Annotated in this window: 21 protein-coding genes; 4 read left to right on the plus strand and 17 right to left on the minus strand. The window is 64.8% G+C overall.

The genetic code is table 11. The features are described from left to right. From L3V85_RS07700 to L3V85_RS07755, 12 genes are all read right to left on the minus strand, one after another. A complete protein-coding gene (locus tag L3V85_RS07700) occupies positions 1-1,485 on the minus strand; it encodes an efflux transporter outer membrane subunit (protein ID WP_124148780.1) in 1,485 nt (494 codons plus the stop codon). Next, a complete protein-coding gene (locus tag L3V85_RS07705) occupies positions 1,478-4,801 on the minus strand; it encodes an efflux RND transporter permease subunit (RefSeq protein ID WP_124148781.1) in 3,324 nt (1,107 codons plus the stop codon). The genes L3V85_RS07700 and L3V85_RS07705 overlap by 8 nt, the downstream gene beginning before the upstream one ends. After that, positions 4,798-5,958 (minus strand): efflux RND transporter periplasmic adaptor subunit, encoded by a 1,161-nt coding sequence (locus L3V85_RS07710; protein ID WP_100441161.1) that lies wholly within the window; start codon positions 5,956-5,958, stop codon positions 4,798-4,800. Before L3V85_RS07710 ends, L3V85_RS07705 begins: the two co-directional genes overlap by 4 nt. A gap of 184 nt (positions 5,959-6,142) precedes the next feature. After that, positions 6,143-8,137, minus strand: coding sequence for a relaxase/mobilization nuclease domain-containing protein (locus L3V85_RS07715; protein ID WP_124148782.1), 1,995 nt, complete (start codon positions 8,135-8,137; stop codon positions 6,143-6,145). A 436-nt stretch (positions 8,138-8,573) separates the two neighbouring features. After that, complete coding sequence (locus L3V85_RS07720; protein ID WP_124148784.1) at positions 8,574-9,173, minus strand: S26 family signal peptidase; 600 nt, start codon at positions 9,171-9,173, stop codon at positions 8,574-8,576. After that, positions 9,170-9,715 (minus strand): DUF2840 domain-containing protein, encoded by a 546-nt coding sequence (locus tag L3V85_RS07725; protein WP_124148785.1) that lies wholly within the window; start codon positions 9,713-9,715, stop codon positions 9,170-9,172. Before L3V85_RS07725 ends, L3V85_RS07720 begins: the two co-directional genes overlap by 4 nt. Then, positions 9,712-9,996: a chromosome partitioning protein ParB gene (locus L3V85_RS07730; RefSeq protein ID WP_124148786.1), complete on the minus strand. Its 285-nt coding sequence runs from the start codon at positions 9,994-9,996 to the stop codon at positions 9,712-9,714. The genes L3V85_RS07725 and L3V85_RS07730 overlap by 4 nt, the downstream gene beginning before the upstream one ends. Continuing rightward, on the minus strand, positions 9,993-10,631 hold the full coding sequence (parA, locus tag L3V85_RS07735) for a ParA family partition ATPase (RefSeq protein ID WP_124148787.1): 639 nt from the start codon (positions 10,629-10,631) through the stop codon (positions 9,993-9,995). The genes L3V85_RS07730 and parA overlap by 4 nt, the downstream gene beginning before the upstream one ends. A gap of 265 nt (positions 10,632-10,896) precedes the next feature. Continuing rightward, entirely contained in the window at positions 10,897-11,742 is an 846-nt protein-coding gene (locus tag L3V85_RS07740) for a replication initiator protein A (protein ID WP_124148812.1), read from the minus strand. Between the two features lie 26 nt (positions 11,743-11,768). Beyond that, positions 11,769-12,053, minus strand: a complete 285-nt coding sequence (locus L3V85_RS07745; RefSeq protein ID WP_023115183.1) for a helix-turn-helix transcriptional regulator — start codon at positions 12,051-12,053, stop codon at positions 11,769-11,771. A 112-nt stretch (positions 12,054-12,165) separates the two neighbouring features. Then, the gene (locus L3V85_RS07750) at positions 12,166-12,936 is read right to left on the minus strand and encodes a DUF2285 domain-containing protein (protein ID WP_124148789.1); all 771 of its coding nucleotides are present in this window, start codon (positions 12,934-12,936) and stop codon (positions 12,166-12,168) included. 344 nt (positions 12,937-13,280) lie between these two features. Further along, a complete protein-coding gene (locus L3V85_RS07755; RefSeq protein WP_201267883.1) occupies positions 13,281-13,631 on the minus strand; it encodes a DUF2958 domain-containing protein in 351 nt (116 codons plus the stop codon). Between the two features lie 317 nt (positions 13,632-13,948). Between L3V85_RS07755 and L3V85_RS07760 the strand changes: the two genes are divergently transcribed. Beyond that, positions 13,949-14,245 carry a helix-turn-helix domain-containing protein gene (locus L3V85_RS07760; RefSeq protein ID WP_124148792.1) on the plus strand — a complete coding sequence of 99 codons (297 nt, stop codon included), beginning with the start codon at positions 13,949-13,951 and terminating at the stop codon, positions 14,243-14,245. Between the two features lie 70 nt (positions 14,246-14,315). Here the strand turns inward: L3V85_RS07760 and L3V85_RS07765 are convergent, their stop codons facing one another. From L3V85_RS07765 to L3V85_RS07780, 4 genes are all read right to left on the minus strand, one after another. Continuing rightward, a complete protein-coding gene (locus tag L3V85_RS07765) occupies positions 14,316-14,630 on the minus strand; it encodes a DUF736 domain-containing protein (RefSeq protein ID WP_124148793.1) in 315 nt (104 codons plus the stop codon). 752 nt (positions 14,631-15,382) lie between these two features. Then, positions 15,383-15,595: a hypothetical protein gene (locus L3V85_RS07770; protein ID WP_124148794.1), complete on the minus strand. Its 213-nt coding sequence runs from the start codon at positions 15,593-15,595 to the stop codon at positions 15,383-15,385. Between the two features lie 65 nt (positions 15,596-15,660). Next, positions 15,661-17,712: a ParB/RepB/Spo0J family partition protein gene (locus L3V85_RS07775; protein ID WP_124148795.1), complete on the minus strand. Its 2,052-nt coding sequence runs from the start codon at positions 17,710-17,712 to the stop codon at positions 15,661-15,663. A gap of 80 nt (positions 17,713-17,792) precedes the next feature. Further along, complete coding sequence (locus L3V85_RS07780) at positions 17,793-18,623, minus strand: DUF932 domain-containing protein (RefSeq protein ID WP_124148796.1); 831 nt, start codon at positions 18,621-18,623, stop codon at positions 17,793-17,795. A gap of 632 nt (positions 18,624-19,255) precedes the next feature. On the opposite strand from L3V85_RS07780, the gene L3V85_RS07785 reads away from it, so the two are divergent. Further along, positions 19,256-20,047, plus strand: a complete 792-nt coding sequence (locus L3V85_RS07785) for a hypothetical protein (protein ID WP_201267888.1) — start codon at positions 19,256-19,258, stop codon at positions 20,045-20,047. A 37-nt stretch (positions 20,048-20,084) separates the two neighbouring features. Here L3V85_RS07785 and radC read toward each other — a convergent pair whose 3' ends face one another. After that, entirely contained in the window at positions 20,085-20,594 is a 510-nt protein-coding gene (radC, locus tag L3V85_RS07790) for a RadC family protein (protein ID WP_124148798.1), read from the minus strand. A gap of 472 nt (positions 20,595-21,066) precedes the next feature. Between radC and L3V85_RS07795 the strand changes: the two genes are divergently transcribed. Further along, positions 21,067-23,205, plus strand: a complete 2,139-nt coding sequence (locus tag L3V85_RS07795; RefSeq protein ID WP_124148799.1) for an ATP-dependent nuclease — start codon at positions 21,067-21,069, stop codon at positions 23,203-23,205. Positions 23,206-23,207: 2 nt separating this feature from the next. Further along, positions 23,208-25,007: a UvrD-helicase domain-containing protein gene (locus L3V85_RS07800; protein ID WP_124148800.1), complete on the plus strand. Its 1,800-nt coding sequence runs from the start codon at positions 23,208-23,210 to the stop codon at positions 25,005-25,007. Positions 25,008-25,009 lie beyond the last annotated feature (2 nt).

A 25,009-nucleotide genomic window follows, 5' to 3' on the forward strand; every position in this document is an offset into this window, starting at 1 on the left:
TCATCTTTTCGGGGCTTGCTTGGTGCCGCCGCCCAGCGCCGCGTACAGCCCGATTTGGCTTGACAAGGCCGCCTTGCGGACCTGCACCAGCTGCTGCGCGACGGCAAGCAGGTCGCGCTCGGCGTCCAGTACCTCCAGGTGCGCCGCCGAACCGGCATCGAACAGCATCCGCGCCAGTTTCAAACGCTCGGTCTGCGCGGCGTGGGCCTGGCGCGCCACGGCGAGTTGCTCGGCGAGCTTCTGCCTTGCGGCCAGGGCGTCGGAAACGTCGCGAAACGCTGCCTGGATGGCGCGCTCGTATTCGGCAATGGCGATGTCGCGCCGCACGACGCTGACGTCGAGATTGGCCTGTCGCATGCCGGCATCGAAGATCGGCAGTTCGATCGTCGGCTGGAACAACCATGCCCGGGTGCCCGACGAGAACAGGTCGCTCAGGCTGGTGCTGACCGTGCCGGCGCCGCCGGTCAGTGCGATGCGTGGGAAGAACGCGGCGCGCGCCGCACCGATGTTGGCCTGGCGCGCCCGCAGTGCATGCTCGGCGGCCAGGATGTCCGGGCGGTTGAGCAGCAGGTCCGACGGCAGCCCGTGCACCAGTTCGGGCATGACCAGGGCTTCATCCATCGGGGCCGATGGCGGCGGCAATTGGGGTTCGCTGCCGAGCAGCAGCGCCAGGGCATTGCGCTGCTGCTCGCGCTGCAATTCGAGCTGCACCTGCAGGGCTTTGCCCTGGCTGAGCAGGGTGCGCACCTGGGTCAGCTCCAGCCGGGAGCCATGGCCCAGCTCGAAGCGTTTCTGGAAGATTTGCGCCAGCGACTGCTGGTTTTCCACCGTGCGCCTTGCCAGCGCGATGCGCTCGTCGAGTTCGCGCAGGCCCAGGTAGGCATCGGCGACCTGGGCGATCAGCGCCAATTCCACGGCGCGGTGGCCCTGACCGGTGGCCAGCCATTGCTCGAATGCGGCGGTTTTCATGCTGCGTACGCGGCCCCACAGGTCCAGCTCCCAGCTGCTGATGCCCACGGAGGCTGCGTTGACCTCCAGGACCGAGCGGCCCGCCAGCGGCTGTAGCCCATCGGGCAGGCCGGCGCGTATCTGCTGCACCCCCACGCCAACCATTGGCGCCTGCTGCGCACGCTGGATGCGGAAGGCGGCGCTCGCCTCCTCGGTGCGCAGCAGCGCCACGCGCAGATCGCGGTTGTTTTCCAGCGCGGTCTCGATCAGCGCCTGCAAGGCCGGGTCGGTGAAGTACGCGCGCCACGCCAGGTCGGCCGCTGCCGCAACGCCCGGCGTGTCGGGCTGCGTCCGCCAGTTCGATGCGACGGGGAGCGCGATGGGATCGAGCGCGGGCGCCAGCGAGGCGCAGCCGCTCAGCACCGCCAGCACCACCAGCGTGCCGACGAGCCGATGGCGGGCCGATGGGCCGGTCTCATGGCCTGCGCGGGCTTGGCGGCGGCGGGGGGACGATGTGCCGCGGTCATTCTCATGCATGGTCTCCTCCTGTGGCCGCCGGGGCTGTATGGCGCTTCGCATGCAGCTCATAGAGCAGCGGCACGACGAACACGGTCAGCGCGGTCGAGACCAGCGTGCCGAAGATCAGCGAGACGGCCAGCCCCCCGAAGACCGGGTCGGTCACCATGACGGCCGAGCCGAAGATGATCGCCAGCATGGTCAGCAGGATCGGCCGCAGACGCACCGCGCCGGCCTCGCGCACGGCCTCCCTCAGCGGCATGCCGCGTCGGATGTTGTCCTGGATGAAGTCGATGATCAGCAGCGAGTTGCGGATCACCACGCCTGCCAGCGCGATGATGCCGACCATGGATGTGGCGGAGAAATCCACGCCGACCAGCCAATGCCCCGGAAAAATGCCGATGATGCCGAGCGGCACGGCCGACATGGCCACCAGCGGAACGATGAACGAGCGGTAGTAGGCGACCAGCGCGAAATAGATGATGAGCAAGGCGCCGCCGAGGGAGAGGGAGAGATCCCGGTACACATCCAGCGTCATGCGCATCTCGCCGCCCCAAAGCAACTGGTAGCCGTCGATGGTGTCGGGCACGTCCTCCTTGAAGCGCAGGTTGCCGGTGCGCAGCGGGCGTCCGTCCGGCGCGGTGATGCCATGCAGGCGCCGCTGCAGGTCGAGCACTGCGTACAGCGGCACCGAGTCCGACAGCTCCGCGCCGACGAAGGTAACCTTCTCGTTGTCGCGGTGCAGGATGGGGCGATCGACCGATGCGGGGACCACTTTGACCAACTCCGCCAGCGGCACGGGTCGGCCGGCGGCGTTGTCCACGAACACCCGGTCGAGCCGGGCGGGATCGACCTCGAAGCGGCGCGGCACGAAGGCCCTGACCGATACCGGCAGTTTCTCGTCCGGTACGTGGGCGCGGCCGAGCGTGGTGCCGCCATAGACCAGCGCCAGCGCCTCGGCAATCTGCGCAGTCGAGACGCCGGAGAGCGCGGCCTTGTCCTTGTCCGGCACGATGCGGTGTTCCCGCACCTCTTCCGGTTCGGTGTCGGTGATGTCGACGGTGTCGTAGGTTTGTGCGAAGGCCTCGCGCACCTGGGCCGACAACGTGCGCAGCCCCTCGGCGTCGGGGCCGTAGACTTCCGCCAAAACGGTCGAGCGCAGCGGCGGACCCGGCGGCTGCTCCACCAGCGCGACCTCGGCACCGGGCCAAGCAGCGCGGACCGCTTCCACTCGAGGGCGCAGTTCGCGCACGACGTCGATGGAGCTTTCCTTGCGGTGACGCTTGTCGGTGAGGTTGACGCGGATTTCCGCGACGTGGCTGCCGGCACGCGCGGCGGTACCCTTGAACAGACCGCTGAAGTCGGCCACACCTGCCTGGCCGACCCAAGTCTGGTAGTTGAGCACGTGTGGTTCCCGCGCCAGCACCGCGGTCACTTGGCGCACCAGGCGATCGGTGTCTTCCACCGGTGTGGTTTCCGGCATCGAAACCACCACGTTGAAGGTGTTCTGGTCATCCTTGGGCAGAAAGCCGATCGGCACGCCCAGCGCGGACACTGCCCCGCCCACGCCCGCCGGGCGGACGAACTGCCAGCCGCCTTGCATCAGCGAAACCGCCATCAGCAGCAGAACCGCCAGAGCGAAGCCGATGCGCACGTTTCTGCGCTGCTGCAGAGGGCCGAACAGGCGCAGGTAGAGGCGCTCGATCCGTCCCGGCGTGCCGTGACCATGGACAAGCTGTCCGTGTTCGGTTTCCGGCCATGATGATTCTTCCCGCAGGACTTCGTGGCGATGAAGCCAGCGATTGGACGCCCACGGCACGACGATGTAGGCCACCACGATGGAGGCGGCCATGGCGACAGGCACGGTGACCGCTATCGGGAAAAAATACTGGCGCGGCATGCCGGTCAGGGCCAGCAGCAGGGTGATGAAGACCAGCATCACCGCAAAGGTGGCCAGATTGGTGGCGTTGCCGATCTCGTTGGTCGCCAGCACGGTTTCCGCCTGCTTGTCTGCCTTCGGTTTGCGGCTGGCGTAGTGGCGGTGGATGTTCTCGATGACCACGATGGCGGCGTCCACCAGCAGCCCCAGTGCCAGGATCAGGGCGAACAGCGTGACGCGGTTGATGGTGACGCCGCCGAGCAGGTTGGCCGTCAGCGTGATGCCCATGATCAACGGCACCGTGATCATCACGATCAAGGCCTCGCGCCAGCCCAGGAAGAGGATCAGCACCAGGCCCACGGTGACGAGGGCGATCGCCAGGTGTTCCAGCAGCAGGTTGACCGCGTCGTCGGCCTTCTGGCCGTCGTTGCGCGTCACCACGACCTGGATGTCCTGGGGCACGAAGCTGGCCTGCATGCGCTGCATGCGGTCGATCACTGCGTTGGCGACCAGCACGGCATTGGTGCCCTTCTTTTTGGCCACAGCGATGGTGACGGCGGGCAGGTCTGTGGCATCGGCCGTGCCAAAGCGTGGATCGCCGGGGCCGAAAGAGAGGCGGCTGGCCGTGGCCGGCTCCGACGGCGGGCCGTCGGTAACGGTGGCCACGTCGCGCACGTAAACCGGCCGCTTGTCGCGCACGGCGACGAGCTGGTTGCGCACATCCTCGGCTGAAGTGTAGGCCGCAACCAGCTTGATGGCTTGTACCTGACCGTCACGTACGGTGGGCTGCAGTGGCAAGGTCAGGTTGCTGGCTGGGAAGGCCGCTCGGGCTTGGCCCAGGGTCACGCCGTAAGCCTGCAGGCGATCGGGGTCCAGTTCGATGGTGATTTCGCGGTGCTGCCCGCCGCGCAAGGAAACCACCGAGACATTTTCGGTACTGCGCAGGCGCTCGGCCATGCGTTCGGCCATGCGGTTGAGCGCGTAGTCATCGTATTTCGACGAAGCCAGCGTGAAAGTGACGATCGGCACGTCGTCCGCGTCGATGCTTTGCACCAGTGGCGTCGTGGCGTCGGCAGGCAGCCAGGCGCGGCTGGCCATCACGCGGTCATAAAGCTTGACCAGTGACTGCTCCTTCGATTCGCCGACCTTGAATTGCACCTGAACGATTCCCTGCGAGTTGCGGGAAGTGCTCTCGATGTGATCGACGCCGGACAGTTCGCTCAGAACGCCTTCGAGGGGCGTGACCACCAGCGCCTCGACCTCACTGGCAGAGGCGCCCGGCAGGCCGACCATCACGGCGGCAGCGGGCACGATGATCTGCGGGTTTTCCTCGCGCGGGGTCTGCAGCACCGCCACGACGCCCATCAGCGCCACGGCGATGATGAAAACCAGCGTGAGCTTGGAGGTGATGAAGTGCTTCGCGAGAAAACCCGCGAAGTTCAGGCGCTGCTGCGTCATCGCGCGCCCCCGGCGGCCTGGACCGGCATGCCGTCATGGACGGTGTCGGCGACGCTGGCGAGAATGGTTTCTCCGTCCGACAGGCCGGCGCTCACCTCCACCACATCGCCCAGGCGCTGGCCGGTGCGCAGCCAGCGAAAACGCGCCACACCGTCCTGCAGCACGAACACGCCGTCCAAGCCACCGCGCCGAACGAGGGCCGCACGCGGCACCGTGACGGCCCGTTTCTCGTCCAGTAGGATTTCGAGGCGGCCGAACATTCCCGGCAGCAGGCGCGCGTCCCGCGGCAGCACGATGTCCACCTCGTAGCGGCGGGTCACGCCATCACCCGACGGCACAACACCCCGGACCCGTCCCTTGAGCCGCTCATCGCCCAGCGCGTCGATGCGCACGGGAATCGAGTCGCCGGCCTTGACTGCCGCCAGGCTGCGCTCGGGCACGAACGCCTTGAACAGCAAGACCTCACGCGACTCCACCGTCATCAGCGGCGCGCCGGGAGCGGCCATCTCGCCGCTGCGCCGGGCCACCGAGACGACCACGCCATCCACCGGACTGGTGATGGTCACGTAGTTGCGTTGCGCCTGTGCCGCCGCCAACGCCGACTGCGCTTGTTCCAGCGCCGCGCGGGTGGTTTCCTCCCGCACCCTGGACTTGCGCAGCGCATCGGCCGAGATCGCGCCAGCCGGCACCAGTTGCGCGTTCTGGTTCACGTCGTGCTGCGCATCCCGCCAAGCCTCCTGGGCGGCCTGCACGCCGGCGCGTGCCTGCGCGATGGCCGCGTCGATGTCAGAGGCGTCGATGCGCAACAGCAGGTCGCCGCGCCTGACCGCCTGGCCCTCGCGAACATCGAGTTGGCGAATGAATCCGGTCACGCGCGAAGCCACGTCGATGCGTCCATCAGAGACGACGCTGCCAGTCACATCGTTGGTAACAGGCCATCGTGCCTGCCGTACCACGACAACATCCGCAGGCATCGGCTTGGATGCGGATCGAGGCGAGCTTGAGCCATCCGTGCAGGCAGCGAGCAGAAATATGCAGCTAGACAGCACAGCCACCCTGCACGCCTGCGTGCCCCTGCCTGTGCTCTGCGTGCCAGCCTCCCAGACCGACGGCACATGGCCATGGCGGCCGAGCGCATAGGTAGTCAAGCGATTCATGGGTGCCTCGAAGTCTTGGTCATGTCAGATTCTAAACATGTTCGTACGATCGAACTATATTTAATCGAATAATTTAGTCAAGTGCAGAACGAGCGGATGACCTCCGTGCGCGCTCGATGCTTTCTTGAGCGGAACGTGTGCAAGCCTTCCGTATCGTGTTGCGAAAAGCGTTTTGTTCACCGCCTCAACTGACCGCAGGCCCGCGCGTACGCCCCATCTCCCAAGACGCCCCGCCGCCGCGCACCGTGGCCGCGAGCTGCTGCCCCAGCCGCTGCTCGATCACCGGCTTCCACGGCACCAGAGCGAAGCCCATGCCGTCATCGAGCATCGCGTAGCGCCCGCTGGTGAGCATGACGGAGCGCCGATAGATGCCGGCCACGCGCTGCCCGTCAGCCACCGGGCGATGCCCCAGGCCCGTTTCGGCGGCTATGTCCTTCGCGGCCTGCACCAGCTCCCGGTTGCGCAGCGTGCCCAGCAGGTTGCGCGCAAGTATCACGCGCTGCCCGCGCCGCTCGGCCAGCCCCTGCTCGGCCAGAAAGTCTGCGCGCTGCTGCATCGCCTGCTTGGCTTCCGCACCAAAGCCCAGGTCGCCCAGGCCCGAGCCACCGCCGATCAACTGCTGGTCGAGCCAGGTGGCCCCGATCACGCGGGCCTGCCGCTCGATGGGCAAATGCGATTTCAGTTCCACAGCCACGCCGCCCAGGCGCTGTGCATCGTACTGGCGGCCACGCTCGGCCAGGTCGTCCGGCACTTTCCATAGTCCTTCCGCCACGCGCTCCACAATGCCGGCCCGGCGCAGGGCTTCCAGCCGGCGGACGTGGGCGGCGACGACTTCCTGCGGGTCGCGTCCAGGCTTGGCCCGGCCCCGCTCGATCGCCAGGTGATGGTCGGTGCGGTACAGGCCATCGCTCGCCAGCTCGGCGATGTTCTTGTCGGCTGCGCGCACGTCGGCCGAGCCTTTCACCTCCACGACGGCGCCGGTCGGGTAGTTCGCCAGCTCGTCGCGGGCGTTGAGCGCGACGTAGTGGGCCTTGCCGTCCGCGCCGTCGATGACCAGATAGCCCCGGTCGCGCAGCTCGTCGGCCAGTCCCTTCGCGGCCACGCGGCCGAGGATGGTTCGGCCATCGTCGCCCGGCTCGAACACGGCCAGCTCGCGCGGCTTGCCGCGCATGGCCCGCCGCATGGTGCGGATGATGTCGCCACGCTCGCCCAGGGTGCACAGGGTCTTTTCCGCATCGGCATGAACGGCCCAGATGCCAGGCTTTGCCTCCTCGACTAGGCCCAGGCGCTGCAGGCGTTGCAGGCGGCCGATCAGCAGCAGGCGTTGGCGTTGCAGTCGGGGTTCGTTGAGCCGTTCGACGTGTAACAGGCCATCGCCGCCGGTCTCGCTCATTTCACGTTTGAGGGTGCGATCCAGGCTCGTCCACCGCTCTTGCTCCACCTCGCGCTGCAAGGTCTGCCGGATCTCCAGTTCGGTGCGTGGCCCCAGCCATTCGGTCGCCAGTTCGGCGGCGCGGTGGCGAAAGCCGTCGGCGATGTAGTCGCCCGCGATGATGAGGTCTTTGCCGGTGTCATCGCGCCCGCGCACGACGATGTGCGTGTGCGGGTTGTCGGTGTTCCAGTGGTTGACGGCCACCCAATCGAGGCCGGTGCCTAGGTCGGCCTCCATGCGGCCCATCAGGTGCCGTGTGTAGGTGCGCAGGTCTTCCAGTTCCGCGCCATCCTCGGGCGAGAGGATGAAGCGGAAATGGTGCCGGTCGTCGGCGCAGCGTTCCTTGAAGGCGTCGAGGTCGGCCATGTCTGTCTGCGGCCCATAGGCTTGGCCCGGCTCGCCGTCGCGACCCACGCCATCGCGCTCGATGTAGCGCAGGTGCTTGGCAAGCGACTGCGGGCTGGCCCGCTGGTGATTCACCAGCAGCGTCTTGATGGTCACGCGCCGGGACATCGGCGTCAGCTTCGCGCCCGCAAAGCGCGCCGCCGTATGGCCGCGCCCCAGGCGCGATCCGGGCCGTTGGCCGGTGCCGCCCGCCGAGCCAGGACGGCGCACTGTGGACTTGCCGCTGCTGGCCTTGCCCGTCTGCTTGAGCACCTTGGAAACGAAGCTCTGCCCTTGGCCCTTGCCCCGGTTCTTCGGGGCGCTGGGGCGCACGCGAAAATCGTCATCGCGGCGGTCGCTCATGGCTGTGCTCCCTGCAAGCTCTGGCGTGTCCTGTCGTGCGAAGCACGCGGACATGCCTGCATTGGCGCGGGCCTCGCGCCATACGCGGCACGGCGGCGAAGCCGCTCCGTGCCGCACCAACCCCACGTGCAGACTGGCTTTCGACGCGGCCTGGTGCCGCGTCCTTTTGTCTTGCCTTCCGCCTTTGCCTTCCGCTGACGCTCCAGGCACCGGCGGCCCGGCGGCGCTGCTGCGTGAGCAGCCAGCGCGCCGGCGAACGCGGCGACGGCCATAGGCCGGGTGCGTTCGAGGCAAGACGCCTGCACATGGGAAGGCAGCGCGAAGTGCGGCGCCCGATACGCAGAATCGGCGCTCGCACTGCACGCGCGACGACACGCGGAACGCCATCGGATCGACACGCCTGATAGCACGATGATGCGCAGCGAATCGGCGGCGATCATGGCCGCTTCTCCAGCCAGACCGGGTGCGCGACGCCGATCACGGCGGACGCGCGCACCGGCCCGAAATACCGGCTGTCGAACGATGCCGGATTGGTCACGCTCAACAGGAACAGTTCGCCCGGTTCAAGGCGGCGGCAGAGCTGCAAGGATGGCAGCGCCCGGCCCAGCCGGTCGGTAGGCAGCACGGCGGCCGAAGGCACGCCGTCGATGCGTACCTGACCGGCGACGATGCAGACGTGTTGCGGCGCGACCGCGCCCACACGTTTGAGTAGCGGAACGCGCGTCGGCAGGTAGCCGCGATGCGCAGCGAGCGCGGCGGCCGTGGCCGGCAACGGCACCAGCACGATGCTGTCCACGGACAAGGGACGTGGCAGCGAGGCGGTGCGCGGGTCGAACGAGTCGATGCGATACCAGCCGACCGCCACGCTGTCGGACGGGTTGTAGGTCAGGCGCGGCAGCGGCGACACGAAAGCCGCCCAGGCCAGCGAAGCGAAGCCGATGGCGGCCAGTGTCGCCACGACGATGCGAGCGCGCAGGCGTGAGCGAGGACGCGGCGCCACGTCGAGCGCCTTGGGTGTGGTGGTCGGGGTGGTCATGGCAGCACCTTCCCGGCCAGCCAAGCAGCGTGCCGCTCGGTGGTGTATTCGGGCAGCGCAAGGCGAGCCGCAAGACGGTTGCCCAGCGTGCGCCAGTACGCGGGCGACACGTCGATGACGGCGATGCCCAGCGCCTCGATGCCGTCGATGCGCTCCAGCACGGCGCGCACGTTGACATCGCCTTCGGTGTGCAGCAGCAGGCGCGCGCCCGGCTGCACGCCGGGGATGCGCTGTGCCGCGTCCAGCGGTGTGCAAGCCTGCATCACCATGAGCTGCCAGCGGATCGTGCCGTAATCGTTGGCCTGCCAGCGGATGCGGCAGAACATCGCGCCCGGCAGGAACACCGCGCAGCGCCGCCAGTCGTCCAGGCGCAGCGTGCGCGCCGGTTCACCAAAGCGCAGGTAGAGCTTGAAGCGATGTTCGAGGTGGGCCAGCGAAACGCGCGTCAGCGGAACGTCTCCGGCCTGGCCGGCGAGTACCGCGGGATGTAGCGACGGTGCAGCCGTGGCCGCGCCAGCGGCGGGCGAAGCGGATGCGGTCATGGTGTGTTCTCCCTGCGGTGTTCTGGAAACTCTCGCTCCAGCAGACCGCGCAGCAGATCGGCCAGGGTCACGCCTTGCGTGAAGGCCGACACCTTGATGCGCGCCCGCATGGCGGGCGTGATGTCGAGCGTGAGGCGGGCCGTGTAGAGATCGCCTTTGCCAAGCGCATCGGCGTCGCCCTGGCGAATCCACGCCTCGGCGTGCGGATTCGCGGGCGGACGTGCACCGATGCCGACGCGCTTACCCGTGCGTTTGTTGTTGGGTGGCTGCTTTGCTGTCATGTCGGCCACCGCAGCAGTTCGTCCACCAGGGCGGTGATTTCGCGGGCGGCGGCGCTGTCAGGCGCTGTTTCGCGTGCGAGCCGGCCAGCGGCCACGCTGTCGGCGAACACGATGCGCTGATGCACTTCCGAGCGCAGCGCGGGCAGCGGCTGTTCTGCCAGCGATTGCCGCGCCTCGCGGCCGATGATGGTGGTACTGACGCGCCGGTTGATGACGAAGGCCGCGCGGAGCAGCGGCCGGAACACCTGCGCTTCGCGGATCAGCGCCACCATTTCGGCGCTGGCCCACACGTCGTAGGGGCTAGGCTGCACCGGGATCAGCACACGCTCGGCCGCCAGCAGCGCAGAGCGCGCCAAGGCGGCGATGCGCGGCGGCCCGTCGATGACGACGTGATGGGCCCGCCTGGCGAGTTCTGGCGCTTCCTGATGCAGCGTTTCGCGTGCAAGGCCCACAGCGCTGAACAGCCGTGGCAAGCCTTGCTGGCTTCTGCGCTGCGTCCAGTCCAGCGAGGAACCCTGCGGGTCGGCATCGAGCAGCACGACATGCTGCCCGCGCAGCGCCAGTTCGCCGGCGATGTGGGTGGCGAGCGTGGTCTTGCCGACGCCGCCTTTCTGGTTGAGCAGCGCGACGATCATGGCGTGGCCCTCCACACTGGAAAGCCAGGCTTTGCCTGCGGTGCAAAACGCTGTTCGCCGTGCCGTTTCTCGGTTGTCCACCGAAACGGCGCGCTTCTACTAAAAGTTATGTATTTCTTGTTAGGGAAGTTAGAGGGGACGCAAACCCGCGCCGTTATTGGCTTTCCGACGTTTTCGTACTCCTGATAGCACGATAGGCGTACTCCCGATAGCACGATACCCGGTACTCCTGATAGCACGAGGCCGTCCACACCTTTTCCCGCAGTTATCCCCGTGCCGTGTGCAGCACGGGCCGGAAGGTCAGCAGTTCTTGTCCGTCGTCCGGCATCCGCTCGATGCCCAGGACGTAGCCGGGCAGCGACTGCCGCGCCACCAGGGCGCGCAGGTCGTAGGCGAAGTCGGAGAAGCGCGCGGCGCTGCCCGACTTGCGGTGCAGGTGCTTGAAGTCGAATTGCCAGCCGTGTTCCTGCCGCCCGCCGTGCTTGCGCACCAGGCGGTACAGCCAGCGTTCGATGCCGCCCTTCAAGCGGAAATAGGCCGGGTCGATGGTCAGCACCAGCGCGGCATCGAGCACGCCGGCATAGAACCAGTCCGGCAGGATCAGTTCGATGCCCAGCGGCGTGCCGCTGGCGTCGGCCAGCTCGCGCCATTCGTTGATCCACGAGAAGCGGTGCAGCCGCCGGCCGGTCGTCTCGCGGATGGACGTGGCAATGCTGGTCGATTGCAGCCGGTCGAGCGCCGCTTTCAGCCGCTGGTAGTCGTTGAGCGACGTGCTGCGCCCGATGAAGCGCAGGATCTCGTAGGGCGTGGCGCGTATCCAGCGCGACGGGCGGATGCCCGCGTCGCGCGCCTCCACGATCTGCGAGGCCGCCCAAATCAAAACGTCGGCGTCCCATATCGTGGCGATGCCATGCTCGGCCGTGCCTTCCACGCGGATGGTGATGTTCCCGCTGCGGAAGTCGATCGGCGCCGTGCGCCGCGACTTCGCCAGCGAGAAGAACGGAAAGGCCATCAAGTCCTGGCTGTCGCGGGGTGCCATGTCGCCCGGCAGCGCGCGGAACAGGTCGAGCTGTTCGCGCTGCGGCAAGGCTTGCCCTGGCGGGCTGGACATGGCGACGGCCACCCACGCGCCAGCGATCAGCGGCCGTCACGGTAGTCGCCTGCATGGCGTTCGGCATATTCCGGGTCGGAAGTCGCCTCGTAGCTGCGCTGGTCGGCCCAGGCGTCGAGGTCGGACACGGCGTACATGACGCGGCGGCCGAACTTGCGGAACTTCGGGCCGCCGCCGACCACGCGCTGTTTCTCCAGCGTGCGGGGACTGAGGCGCAGGTACTCGGCGGCTTCGTCGTTGGTCAGGTAGCGTTGGGGCTGCGAGGGCGCAGCGACAGCAGCGGCGGCAGGCCGCAAGGGAGCAGGTCGCATGGGATGAACCTCCATCAAGCCCGGCCGCACCACGCGGCCGGATAGAGGCACTTTCAAGAAAGCGCGGCACCCCGCGAAGGGACGATCTGCGGGGGACGCGAAACGTCCCCCCCTACTGCAACCGCAGCGGCGGAAGCTGTGCCAAGCGGCGATAGCCGCCGCGCATCAGCGCCTCGCCACGGCGCACCAGCCTGCGCACGCGGGCGCGCAAGGCGCTGTCGGTGTGCCAGTCGGCGGCGACGGCATCGGCACCGAACAGACCTTCGGCCATTTCGCGCAAGGACGCGCCCGCCAGGGTCGCGTCGAGCGCCTGGAGCGTATGCAGTTCCAGCAGCGCGGCCGGCGTGGGCCGGGAACGGGCCGCCGCCGCAGGTGCGGCGACCGTGGCCACGGCCAGGGCGTCCAGCCCGGCCGCGAGCGTGCGATAGCGCGCGCACGGCGTGGCGCAGGCCCGAGTGGCGTAGAGGTAGGCCATGCCGTCCTCCAGGCCCGGCCCGAGCGCGAGCCGCAGGCAGCAGCCGGGCCAGTGCGACACCAGTACCAGGCGCTTGCCGTCGTGGATCAGTTGCTTGCGGCCAGGAACGCGCCAGAACTCGAAGGCATGGGCTTCGGGTGGCGGGTCGTCATCCGGGTAGAGCTGCACCACGGCATCGTGATCGGGGAACCAGGCTGGATGCGCGTCGCGCGCATCCAGCGCCGGGTCTTCCAGCAGGCGCAGGCCCCACGCCTGCGCCGCGTCCGGCCAGCGGCGACGGTGCAGCCAGTCGCGGCGGTAGCCGGGATTTCGGCGCAGGTATTCCCAGGCCAGCGCGGGGCCGTCGAGGTGCAGGACGTAGAGATAGGCCGCTGTCGGATACCAGTGTTCGGCGCTGCGATCAGTCATGGCAAAACCTCCCTGTGCTCGGGATGCGTCGCCACGGATTCCGCCGTGCGGGAGCTATCGAATCGCCATCAGGTCGTCATCAAGATCGGGTTAAGCTGTAACTGTCGGTGTCAAGACCGTTTGGCTCCGGCGTGTTGCGGAAATCGTCTGAATGCGACGGCCGCACAACCCGCAAATGGTGCGCGGCATCGGATACCGTGTCGCAGTCCTTGCCAAAGATCATGACTGTTTGCATCAGGCTGGCACCGCTTCGGTGCATCAATGCCGATCCAGACCTGTCCGGTCTTGAGTAAGACTGAAATAGTCACAATGCGCCCCGGCTGTCCGGGCTGCGCTGGCGTTCATCAGTCCGTGATCGAGCCGTTCTCCTGGGCCAGCCGGACATACTCCGACAGCGGGCGCACCGCCTGGAAATACCGATCCCGCCGCACCGGCAGCTTGCGCGGCCCGACGATGCCGGCCAGGTCGGACAGCTTGACCGTCCCGAGCGCGGGCATCCCGATACCGAGATCGATCAGGCCGTAGGCCGTGTCGCCATCGGCGGGATCGAGCGATACCAGCAGCCAGGTCGCGTGCGCGTCCGGTGTGAACAGCCGCACCACGGGCATTGGGTCGATGCCTTGGTCGGCGGCGCGCGCCGCGCCGTTGGCGAGCAGTTGCGCGCGTTCATCTGCGGTGGTCAACGGCTGGGTCACGGTCAGAAATCCCGCAAAGCCAAGGTTGCACGAACACGCTTTTGCGCCGAAGCACGGAACCGCGAAGCCGGACGCGTGCTTTCGTGAGCAAGTACGGATGCGCAAGCCATCGAATCCGTACAAGCACAAGAACGCAGAAACGGAATTGTGAAGGTCAGGAAAGGCACGGATACGGTTCCCTGATTCTGTAGAAATCCGCCGATGCGGATTTCCGTAAAAGCACGAATACGGAAATCAACATTGCAAAATGCACACTATAGATTGTAGCCCTATAGGACGCAATCGACTGTCATCTTGGTTTTTACGGGGAAACCAAGTTGACGACGGCGAGGCACTCATTGGCAGCGGCGATACGGACGATCAGGAAGGCGCGCGGCTTGAGCCAGGAAGCGTTCTCCGACGTGTCCAGCCGTACCTATATGAGTTCGCTGGAGCGCGACCTGAAAAGCCCGACCATGCACAAGCTGACCGAGCTGTGCGAGGTCATGGAAGTACATCCGCTGACGTTGTTGACGCTGGCCTACGCGGGCGACAACCCGCGCAAGTCCGAACAGCTTCTGGCGCAGGTGCGCCAGGAGCTTGAGGCGGTGTTGAAGGAGCGCGACGCGCCGTAGGCGCGTGCGTGACGTGCTGCGCCAGCAGCACGGTGCCCCGCCGCAATGGGCGGGGCGCGGTGGGCGGCCGTCAGGCTGCCTTGGGCTTGTTGCGCGACCAGATCAGGTCGTGCGTACCGTCCTCGTTCTCGATCAGGCGGGCATAGACCGTTGCCGGGAACGAAGGATCGTCGAGGGTCACGGACACGTAAGACCGTCCGGCCTCGCTGGTCTTCTTCCACGCCGCGCCGATGTCGTGGCCTGCCGCCTGCACGCGGAAGTCGGGGGCGTTCTCGCTGTCGCCCTTGTCGTTGGGAACCAGCTTGACCTTGACGTTGAGCGTCAGGGTGCGGAGCGTGCCGGTGAAGCCGTCTTTCTCTGCGGTGAAGGTGCCGATGTTAGCCATGATGTTTCTCCTTTCGGGTTGAACAAGGTCGCGCCCATCGCGTCCTTGTTGTGAACCGGCCGGCGGGGGATGGGCTGGTGGCACCGCGCAGCGGGCGCAACACCGTGGAGCACCTGAAAGCGAAAAGAATTTGTCCCGCGAGGAATGCGCGTAGCGCAGGGGAAATTGTTTTCGCTGGAAGGTTGCCGCCATGAAGCCCAAGGCGCAGCCGTGCCCTCGCCAGGATTCACGACAAGCCAAGGACGCAGGGGCCGCCCGCTCCCGAAAGGAGACATGGCCGACCTCGGCATCCCCGCATGACGGCTGCACCGGCTTGTGCCCTGACGCGGGCAAGGCCAACCCCAATGACAAAGCGAGAACGCCCCTTGCCGCCGCTGGCAGCAACGTGCTTGAGGGGTGGCGTGGAAGCTCCATAAGGCAAGGCCGGGCGGCGTGTCGGTGAACCGTCCTTCGTGACGTACAGGCGAACCGCCAGCGTCGAGGACGGCACGCTTTCGCACAACCTGCCGCAGCAAGCCGGGGCGTAGCCCCACAAGCCCCGCCCATTGCGGCGGGGCGCCATCGAGATCCTGCCCGCGCCAGCGGGCGCCGATTGCCGTGCCGCGTGCAAGACACTTGCACGCCCGCCCCGTCGCCACCTGGTCAAAGGCGGCGACGGGGCGGTCTTGCTGTGGACATTGAAACCGGGCGCGGCCACCGCCGCGCCCGGATTTTGAGAACGGCCCCGGCGCATCGCGCCGGGGCCGCTGCGGTTATTCCTTGGTTTCGATGATCCACCACACCGAACGCGACAAGGCGCTGCCGGTGATGGGGTGAATGTCGGTCAGGTCGGCGCAGGCCGTCCAGCCCTGCGGCGGACGGTAGCCGCGCACGTCGCCATCGCCATGCCAGCGGCGGGCGCGCACTGTGCCGGGGGAATAGACCGCTGCCATGCGCGGGCGGGCGGTCGGGTTCTGGCGATTCATGGGAAAGGCTCCGGGCTTGCCGAAGCGCCCCGGCCGAAAACCGGGGCGCTCGGTAGTGGTGAGGGTCATGCGGCCAGCGCCTGCACCTCGTCGTCGGCTTCGAGGGCTTCCGGCGCGTCATCGGCCACGGCCTGCGGCTCGTCCTGCGCCGTGGTGTCGTCCGCGCCCTCGGCCTTGAACACCGCAGGCATCCAGCCGGTGCCGTCCGCCAGCCGTTCGGCTTCGCTGGCAATGTCGCCCTTCTTGAGTTTCGCCAACCGGGTGACGTGCGCCGGGGCGTACTCGGTCACGGCTTCCAGAATCACGGCTTTGGAAACGTGCTTGAAGTAGCCTTCGGCGGTCGGCTTCCACCATGCGGCCATGTCCAGCCCCACGGCCTGCGCCAGTTCCGCGCCGGGCTGGTGCTGCGAAGCGCGGGGCGTCACCACGTCCACCGTTGCGGCCACGCATACCGCAAGCAGCCGCACCAGTTCGTCCTGCGACTTTTCCAGCAGCGCCGCGAACAGTTCGGCGCCGTCCTCCGGCAACGCTTCGCCCGCGACTTCCTGCAAGGTGCGCAGCGCCACGGCGGCGGGCGATTCCGGCATGTCCGGGGCCATGCCTTCCAGCCGGTCTTGCACTTTCAGGTTCACGCCCAGCGGCAGGTCGTTGCCGTAGTGGCGGCCCTGCAAGACGGCCTGCACCATGCCATGCACCAGCGCGGCCAGCGCGACGTGTGGGTGCCGCGCCACTTCGATTTGCAGCGCCGCCGTGCGGTGGGCGCTCAACCGCTGCGCCAGCCGATCGGACAGGCTCGCGGTCTTGGGCGCTTCGTCGGTGTCGTCGCCTTCCTCGTCGTTCGCACTGTCGCCCGCGCTGAAACCCTGCCGCAGCTTTGCCAACGTCCGCAACGCCTTCGCCTCGGCTTCGCGCAGCAGGCCGCGATGAATCACGGCCTCGCCTTCGCGGTCGAGGGTGACGACGGCACCGGCCACGGCGCGCACGTCCGGGGCGTAGCCCTGCAAGGCATCCTCCACGGCTTGCAGTTCCCCGGCCACCTGTTCGCGGCGCGGTTCCAGCGCCTCGGTCTTGTCCTCGTCCTCGGCGTCGTAGGCTTCTTCCAGTTCGGCGTCGATCTTGTCGAGACGGGTTTGCAGCGAAGCGATGCGGCGGGCTTCGCGGGCGGTCGGTTCGCGGCGCTGGCGCGGGGCACTCTGGAACGCCTGCCGGTCGGCATGGCTCATGTGCGGCACGGATTCCACCCATGCCCATCCCTCGGCGCGCACGTCCTCGGCCTGCGCGTCCAGCTTCCCGCGCACCAGCGTTTCCAGCAGCGCAGCATCGGTCAAGTAGGTTCCGGCATCGCCTTCGGCGAACAGGTCGCGGCGGATGCCACCGCCTGCCGCCGTGTAGGCGTTCAGCCCGACGAAGCGCACCAGCGGATGCGTGGCGGTGACTTCGCGCTCGGTCAGGCGGTCGCGCAACGCGGATGCGCCGCGCTGCCATTCCGGCGCACCGTAGAACGCGGCTTCCTGCGCGGCGTGGTCGTCGGTGATGGTCAAGGCCATCAACTGTTCCAGCGTCACGCTACTGGCGCGGTAATCCGTCATCAGGCGCGGCGACACGTTCGCCAGCTTCAAGCGGCGCTGCACCACCAGCGGGGACACGCCGAAGTCGGCGGCAATGTCCTCGATGGGGCGGCCTTCCTTGACCAGCGCGGCGAAGGCCGCGAACTGGTCGGCGGGGTGCATGGCCTCGCGCTGCACGTTCTCGGCGAGGCTCACGGTACGGGCGGACGCATCGGCCACCAGCAGGCACGGCACTTCGTAGTCGGCGGCGATGCGCTTCTTCTTCGCCAGCAGCTTTAACGCGGTCAGGCGGCGGTCGCCGGCAACGACTTCGTACTGTTCGTCATCGGCGGACAGGATGACGATGAGGTTTTGCAGCAGGCCGACGCGGGCGATGCTCGCGGCCAGTTCGGGGATGGACTGGCGCGGGGTCGTGCGGACGTTGCGCTTGGAACGGCGCGGCAACAACTGCGACAGCGGAACTAAGATCAGGTTCTTGGTCGGGTCGGCCACTTCCAGCGGCGCGGCGGTTTCGATGGCATGGATTTCGGTCTTGGTAACGGCGTTCATGGTGATAACTCCTATCGGTTCAGGGATGCAGCAGCGAAAGAAACGACAAGGGCTGCTGCCTGCCCCTGCCGCGTGGGGAATCAGGCTTTCAACTGGCGCAGGCCATCGGCCAGCATCCAGAGGGCGCGATTGAGGCGCACATCGGAATCAATGCCCTGTACCGGGCGGGTTTGCTGGCGGCGTCCGTTGGCACTGCGGCCATGCAATCCGCCTTTGGTCAGGTTTTCTTGGGTGCGGTTGAACACGCTCCACAAGTCCGGTCGGCGGTCATCGAACCGGCGCGGCATCAGGATTTGTGATTCGGTGATGGGCGCGGGCTTGTTGTCGGCGGGGTCGTACTTCAAGGCCAGCGCGGAACGGGCGAACACTTCGGCTTCGCCTTCGTCCAGCGTGATCGCGCGCATGGCATCGCGGGAATCCTTCACCCGGTCGAAACCGCGCAAGACTTCATAAGCGCCTTCGATGACATGCCCGGAAACGTCGCCCTTGTGGGGCACGCGCACATCGGCCACGGTGTCGCCGCACACAAGGCCATTGCTGCAAACGAACCGGAACATGCCCGCGAGCATTTGATAGCTGCTCGTGCCATCGTGCGAGTTCAGCAGCACGATTTCGTTAGCCTCCGCGCCGTTGATCTGGCTGGCGTGGCGCAGGCGCAGCATGTGTTTCGTATGCTCGCGCTTGCCTTCGTCGCGCACGCGGGTTTGCGTCACCATGAAGGGTTGGAAACCTTCTTTGCGAAGCTCGGTCAGCACGGCGGCGGTGGGGATATAGGCGTACCGCTGCGAACGGCTTTCATGCGGCGCGTCCGCGAAGATGGACGGCGCTACGCGGTGAATCTGGTCATCGGTCAGCGGGTAATCGCTGCGCAGCGAGGGGGAACGGGAAGCGAAACGGGAAGCGAGTTGCATGGTCTTTCTCCTGACGAAAAGGGTTTGCTGTTCAAACCGCACACCGGATTCCTAGATTCGGAGCCCAGCCTTTCGGCTGTTCTGTGCGGTTGGCACGAGGAACCCGGTTGGCCCTGTTGCCACCGTCTTTCCTGAGTTCATCGCCCGCGGCCAAAGGAGCGCGCGGACGGGGGCCGTCAAGGAAACAAGCGCAGGGTTGGTGCGGCCCGCAGCGCAGCGAGGACACGGCCCTGCGCGCCTTGACGGCACACGGGAGCGGGCTACGGTCGCGGAGAAGGTGATGAAGTCAGGGGAGACGGCTGGACATGGCAACGGCCGTCCCTGTGTGCCGAACCGCACGCAAGCGAAGCGCGCAGGCCCGGATCGAGGAATCCGGGCCGAAGGCGTCAGCCGAGCGGAGCGAGGGAACGATGGAAGCCCGCCAGGGGCGAAACCCCGCAGGGGGTTCGATGCGTAGCACGACAGCGCGACCGGCCATCTCCCACGGGGCCGGGGACGCCCGGGTTGCATTGGCGTGGGTACCTCAGAGCCGGTTCATCGACAGTCGCTCGGGTACCGACAAATCCGGCAAGGTTCAATACGCTGTGAAGCGTCTAAAACATCAAGGACAGACTGTGAGTTCGTCTCAAGCCATGAATCCGCAGCAAGTCTGCGAAAACCTCCTCCTGGAGGGGAAGCGGTACAACATCGAGCACCACATCCTGCGCAGCGAGAACGCGGTCGCGGATCGACTGCTGGCGCGTGGCGTCGAATTGAAAGACGCCTACGATGAATTGCACGGAAAGCTCCATGCCCACCCGCCAGCGCTCCAAGTTTTTCTTGGCCTCGTGTTGAGCACCGCTGCTTTCTGGAATCCACAGAAGATGCAGAAGGCACGCACCGCGCGTAATGATCTCGCCAACGTCAATCAGCAAATCGCGCGGAAGGCGGCCGAGTTGGCGGAGCTTCTGGATCATCGCTCCGATCTGCACAACACCTCGGGTTTCAGCAGCGAAACCCACTATCACGTTGGAGACGTGATTGAGGCGGCATCCCGGAACAACTACCTGTTCCAGTCATACGTACAGGAGAAGCTGGATGCCCTCCGGGGCCAGTTCGATCTGAAGTATTGGCCCTCGTTGGGCGACTTCATGCGCGAACTGGCATCGGATGCCGAAAAGGCGGAGATGGCGGCCACAGACCCGCTGACGGCCGCCGCCACTGCGGCGACACGTCCCTCCAAGGCCGACGTCTTCAAGGCACTGTTCGCCTCCATCGAGGAAAACAGCGCGGAGAACTACGGCCAACTGCCGAGGGCGTTCAAGCTCACCGACCGGACACTGGCCTCATTGGCGAACTGTGCCTTGGATCTCGGCCCTGACGAGCTAGTGGACGAAGCCTACGTGAAGCGCCTCCGTCAGCGTGAGCGCAACGGAACCGAGTAACACGGCGCAGCAAAAAGGGGGCCGAAGCCCCCTTGGGCTAGATCAGGCCACGTTCGGCAAACGATGTGGTGTCGGTGCCCGCGACGATGACGTGATCCAGCATGCGCACGTCCACCAGCCCCAGTGCCTCCTTGAGCCGCTGGGTCAGTGCCCTGTCGGCCCCGCTCGGCTCGGGATTGCCGCTCGGGTGGTTGTGCGAAACGATGACCGCCGCCGCATTGAGCCGCAGCGCCTCCTTGACCAGCTCGCGCGGATACACCGATGCACCGTCGATGGTGCCTCGGAACATCTCGGCGTACTCGATCAGCCGATGTTGCGTGTCCATGAACAACACCGCGAACACCTCATGCTCGAAGCCGGCCAGCTTGGCGCGCAGGTACTCCTTTACCGCTGCCGGCGACGTGAACGACGTACCGCGTTGCATCTTGCGCTCGATGGCCTGGCGCGCGGCCTCCAGAATCTGCTCGGCCGTCGCCAGCAGGTAGCGGCCCTGCGCGTCACGCACCATCAACGAGGAATCGAACGAGGAAAAGGACAGTTGCGACATGATCGTGCTCCGGTTGCTCGGGCGGAATTGCCCGGAACCGTGGCGAGCACGGCGCAGCGCAAGCAGTCAGGGGTCAAGGACGGCCACGGGCCGCAAGCGTGCAAGCACGCGCAGCCCTTGACGGCGAGAACGCCGTGATACGGTGAAGGGAACAGCAAGACCGCCTACACCCCGCCTACACCCCGCCTACACCCCGCCTACACCCCGCCTACTGCACGCCCTCGCGCTTTTGGGGCAAGCGGAGCGCGCAGGCCCACAAGGGCTGAAGGTGTCAGGGATCAAAGCCGCATGGCCGCGACTCGGGACGAGGCGCGGGGCGCAGCCCGCGAGTCCGACGGCGGAACGCCGGGACGTTACCCAGTTCCGGCATGCTGCCAAACGTCTGCCCAGCGGAACACACCTTGTAACATGCATGTACTTTGCGGTGGGCCGGCATTCGTGCGGCGCTCCTAGAAATAAGACGAGGGCCTTTATGCACATCTCCAAGCTCAGCCTGGTCAACTACAGAAACTTTGCCAACACCAAGCTCCTGTTTCAAAAGGGCATCAACACCATCATTGGCGAAAACGGATCAGGTAAAACGAATCTGTTCCGAGCAATCAGGCTGCTGCTCGATGACAACATGATCCGATCCGCCTACCGATTGGAATCAACAGACTTTCATAGAGGTCTAGGAAGGTGGCAAGGGCATTGGATCATCATCAGCCTTGAGTTCGAGGAGATCTCGGCTGATGAAGCAGTCCAGGCCTTGTTCAGGCATGGGACGGGCGGCATCGACGATGAGGCAATCGGCAAAGCCACCTACAACCTCATCTTTCGCCCAAAGAAAGAGATCAGGCTTCGCCTCTCTCAATTGGACGATGGCGATCACGCTGGTCTCGCTGCGATCCTGAACGCTGTCACGCTGGACGACTACGAAACCATCTTCACGGGCCGAAGCGACGCTGACTTCAACGACGAGGCCATCTACAAGGAGGTGGTCGGTGACTTCGAGAAGGCCAGGTTCAACGAAGAAATTGAGTTTCCCGCTATCGGTGCCAAGATTCCGAGTGTGCTGTCCGTGTCCAAGGAGATTTCCTTCACCTTCGTTCAGGCACTTCGAGACGTTGTATCGGAGTTTCACAACAACAGGACCAATCCACTTTTGTCGCTGCTCAAGGGAAAGAGCGGCGATATAGATCCAGTGGCATTCCAGCTCATCACCGATGGGGTGAAGGCTTTGAATGATTCGATCGAGGCGTTGCCGGACGTGCAGGTCGTCCGGACCGACATCAGGGACACCATCAAGGATGCGGCGGGCGAGGCGTACTCCCCCTCATCCCTGTCGATCAAGTCCGATCTGCCTGACGAAGCTGACAAACTGTTCCAGTCGCTCAAGCTCTTTGTCGGCGAGTCGGGAGAAGGCCACGAGGGGCCGATCCATGAGTTGAGCCTGGGTGGCGCGAACCTAATCTTCCTCACCTTGAAACTGCTGGAATTCAAGTATCAGAAAGCCAAGCAGTCGATCGCCAACTTCTTGTTGATCGAAGAGCCAGAGGCCCACATCCATACACACATTCAAAAGACGCTGTTCGACCGGCTTCAGTACGACGACACCCAGATCATCTACTCGACCCATTCGACGCATATCTCAGAGGTCAGCAACGTTCAGAACGTAAATATTCTTGGCCGGGAGCGTGATCGATGCGAGGCCTACCAACCGTCCTCGGGCCTGGGACCAGAAGAGATCGGCAACATCCAACGCTACCTGGATGCAGTTCGCAGCAACCTGTTGTTTGCCAAGAGTGTCGTTCTGGTAGAGGGCGATGCCGAAGAAATCCTGATCCCGATTCTGGTCAAGAAGGTGCTGGGCATCAGTCTGGATGAACTCGGAATCAGTTTGATCAACATCCGAAGCACTGGCTTCCAGAACGTAGCCGTTCTTTTCCACGATGACCGAATCCGAAAGCGATGCAGCATCGTCACCGATCTCGACAAGTCCATCATTGACACAACGCCCGTAGCGGGCGACCCCGAGGGGGTGCTTCGGCGCAAGAAAAAGTACCGAGCCTCTCAGGAAAGTGGAATCGCCAGGAAAGTGCTTCTGGATGAGTCGTTCAAAGACAATCCATGGGTTTCGCCATTCTTTGCACCGCACACCTTCGAGGTTGATTTCGTTGCTGCTGGAAATGCGAACAAAGTGGTTGGCATCCTCCCTGATATCTACAAAGACGCGCCAACCATCGCAACCGCCAAAGCAGAGCTTGAGTCACCGGACATCGCCCTGTACGGCCAGCGCGTGCTGACCATGGCAGGCAACCACGGTAAAGGGTGGTTCGCCATCTTGCTGGGGAAGAAGATCGATCCGCAAACAGCCATCCCGTCGTACATCCTTGATGCCATCGCCTTCGCGCACCCAGTAGTCACAAAGGAGGTCTGGTTCAATGTGCTGAGCTATCGCGTCAACTACATCGATGCGGAGAATCTCTTCATTGCATCGGCGGTATTTGATGGATTCAGGGCTAAATTGCTGGCCTTCAGAAAGGGAGACATCGATTTCGTTGGCATCAGGAACGAAATGCTGGCCACCTTCCCCGACGATCGCATCAACGACGTCCTCAAGGTCTTCTAGCCATGTTCACGTGGGACAAGGATGATCTGAATCCGGAGCAGGAAGCTGCCATTCTGGAGCCTGGAAGTGTTTTCCTCATCGCATGCCCTGGCAGCGGAAAGACCCGCACGCTTACCTACAAGATCGCCTATGAGTTGTCCAGACTGAAATCGAACAAGCAGTTCGTTGTTGCGATCACGTATACGCACCGTGCGGCCGACGAAATCCATGAGCGTATTGAGGGCCTTGGGGTGGACACATCCCGACTATGGATAGGCACGATTCACTCATTCTGTCTTGAATGGATACTGAAGCCCTACGGCATCTATCACGAGGCATTGGAGCGGGGCTACCGCGTGATCGATCAGCATGAGCGCGAGAAGATTTTGGAGACTCTGTGCAAGCCTTACCAGAAGCCAAAGATAACTTTCTGGGATTGCGAGTTTTATTTTACCGAAACTGGCTATGTGCTTTCCTGTCCACAAGCGTGGAAACACACCGGCCTGCACGCCATATTGGGACAGTATTTCGAGAAGCTGCAGGAAAGCCGGCAGATAGACTTCGAACTCATTCTCTACTATGCGTATCAACTGATCGTCAGCCGTCCTGCGATCAGCGTCCTTCTAGGGCAGCTATTCTCTTTCGTGCTGATCGACGAGTATCAGGACACCAAGCGAATTCAGTACTCGATTGTCACGGCCATCTTGAAAGCTGGTCAAGGTGCCACAAAAGCCTTCATCGTCGGTGATCCGAATCAGGCAATTTACCAGTCGCTCGGGGGATACCCGATTGCCTTCGAGGATTTCAGGGCGATGGCTGGCATTGACCTGAAGAAGCTCGAACTGTCGAAGAACTACCGTTCCTCTGAGCGCATCATCGACTACTTCGGAAACTACAACGTCCACGACACGTGCATTGAAGCTGCATCCGACGAAAAATCTTATCCGAGTCTTGTTTCGTTCGATGCCACGGTGAACAAGACAGGCTTGGAAGCCGAGTTGATCCGGCTCATCCGTTTCAACATCGAGACTGTCGGTATCGCGCCTCACGAGGTGTGCGTACTTGCACCTCAGTGGACGCACCTTGCCAGCATGACACGCCGTCTGTGCGCGAGCATGCCCGAGTATTCGTTCGATGGCCCGGGGATGGTTCCGTTTGCGCGTGACACTGAGAATTTTTGGTACAGGCTTTCCAAGATCGCACTTACCCAGGCATCGCCGGGAATGTATGTGCGCAGACTTCGTTGGGCCGGTGAAATCCTTACTGACCTGGAGGCGGCTGGCGTCAGCGTATCCAAGCTCACTCGGAAGTCGTTGTTGAGAGAATGCAATGCGATCAAGATTGATGAGACGGATGGGCTCACCTACCTCAGCACATTCTTCGAGAGGCTGTTTTCAAGTTTGGCCATCGATTTTCGACTCTTCACCACCCTTCGGGAGCATCACACTGCGTTCTTCGACAGTTCGCAAGCGCGGGTTGCCCGATTGAAAAGTGAGGGAAGCGAATTCATCGGAGACATCGGAACCTTCAGGAAGGTTTTTCAGAGCCGGACGGGCATCACTATCTCAACGATCCACGGCGTGAAGGGGGCAGAGTTCGATGTGGTGATCGCCTATGCCTTGCTGGAGGACATGGTGCCGCACTTCAATGATCCGAACGGTCAGGAAAGTGCCATGAAACTCCTTTATGTCATTGGCTCGCGAGCGAGGAAGAACTTGCACCTGATCTCGGAACGGGGTCGTATTCGCCAGTATTCTGGCGACGAGTACCAAGTGACGCGAAAGCTCGCCGCATGTAGTTTTGGTTACGATCAAGTTCCATAGAA

The organism is Variovorax paradoxus (assembly GCF_022009635.1).
GTDB lineage: Bacteria > Pseudomonadota > Gammaproteobacteria > Burkholderiales > Burkholderiaceae_C > Variovorax.

Excerpts from the sequence above, each read along its gene's own strand:
- L3V85_RS07715 (WP_124148782.1), bottom strand. The coding sequence starts at position 8,137 with ATGAGCGACCGCCGCGATGACGATTTTCGCGTGCGCCCCAGCGCCCCG.
- L3V85_RS07725 (WP_124148785.1), bottom strand. The coding sequence starts at position 9,715 with ATGACCGCATCCGCTTCGCCCGCCGCTGGCGCGGCCACGGCTGCACCG.
- L3V85_RS07765 (WP_124148793.1), bottom strand. The coding sequence starts at position 14,630 with ATGGCTAACATCGGCACCTTCACCGCAGAGAAAGACGGCTTCACCGGC.
- L3V85_RS07730 (WP_124148786.1), bottom strand. The coding sequence starts at position 9,996 with ATGACAGCAAAGCAGCCACCCAACAACAAACGCACGGGTAAGCGCGTC.
- L3V85_RS07720 (WP_124148784.1), bottom strand. The coding sequence starts at position 9,173 with ATGACCACCCCGACCACCACACCCAAGGCGCTCGACGTGGCGCCGCGT.
- L3V85_RS07740 (WP_124148812.1), bottom strand. The coding sequence starts at position 11,742 with ATGTCCAGCCCGCCAGGGCAAGCCTTGCCGCAGCGCGAACAGCTCGAC.
- L3V85_RS07710 (WP_100441161.1), bottom strand. The coding sequence starts at position 5,958 with ATGAATCGCTTGACTACCTATGCGCTCGGCCGCCATGGCCATGTGCCG.
- L3V85_RS07770 (WP_124148794.1), bottom strand. The coding sequence starts at position 15,595 with ATGAATCGCCAGAACCCGACCGCCCGCCCGCGCATGGCAGCGGTCTAT.
- L3V85_RS07795 (WP_124148799.1), top strand. The coding sequence starts at position 21,067 with ATGCACATCTCCAAGCTCAGCCTGGTCAACTACAGAAACTTTGCCAAC.
- L3V85_RS07785 (WP_201267888.1), top strand. The coding sequence starts at position 19,256 with ATGAATCCGCAGCAAGTCTGCGAAAACCTCCTCCTGGAGGGGAAGCGG.
- L3V85_RS07775 (WP_124148795.1), bottom strand. The coding sequence starts at position 17,712 with ATGAACGCCGTTACCAAGACCGAAATCCATGCCATCGAAACCGCCGCG.
- L3V85_RS07700 (WP_124148780.1), bottom strand. The coding sequence starts at position 1,485 with ATGCATGAGAATGACCGCGGCACATCGTCCCCCCGCCGCCGCCAAGCC.
- L3V85_RS07745 (WP_023115183.1), bottom strand. The coding sequence starts at position 12,053 with ATGCGACCTGCTCCCTTGCGGCCTGCCGCCGCTGCTGTCGCTGCGCCC.
- parA (WP_124148787.1), bottom strand. The coding sequence starts at position 10,631 with ATGATCGTCGCGCTGCTCAACCAGAAAGGCGGCGTCGGCAAGACCACG.
- L3V85_RS07705 (WP_124148781.1), bottom strand. The coding sequence starts at position 4,801 with ATGACGCAGCAGCGCCTGAACTTCGCGGGTTTTCTCGCGAAGCACTTC.
- L3V85_RS07800 (WP_124148800.1), top strand. The coding sequence starts at position 23,208 with ATGTTCACGTGGGACAAGGATGATCTGAATCCGGAGCAGGAAGCTGCC.
- L3V85_RS07780 (WP_124148796.1), bottom strand. The coding sequence starts at position 18,623 with ATGCAACTCGCTTCCCGTTTCGCTTCCCGTTCCCCCTCGCTGCGCAGC.
- radC (WP_124148798.1), bottom strand. The coding sequence starts at position 20,594 with ATGTCGCAACTGTCCTTTTCCTCGTTCGATTCCTCGTTGATGGTGCGT.
- L3V85_RS07750 (WP_124148789.1), bottom strand. The coding sequence starts at position 12,936 with ATGACTGATCGCAGCGCCGAACACTGGTATCCGACAGCGGCCTATCTC.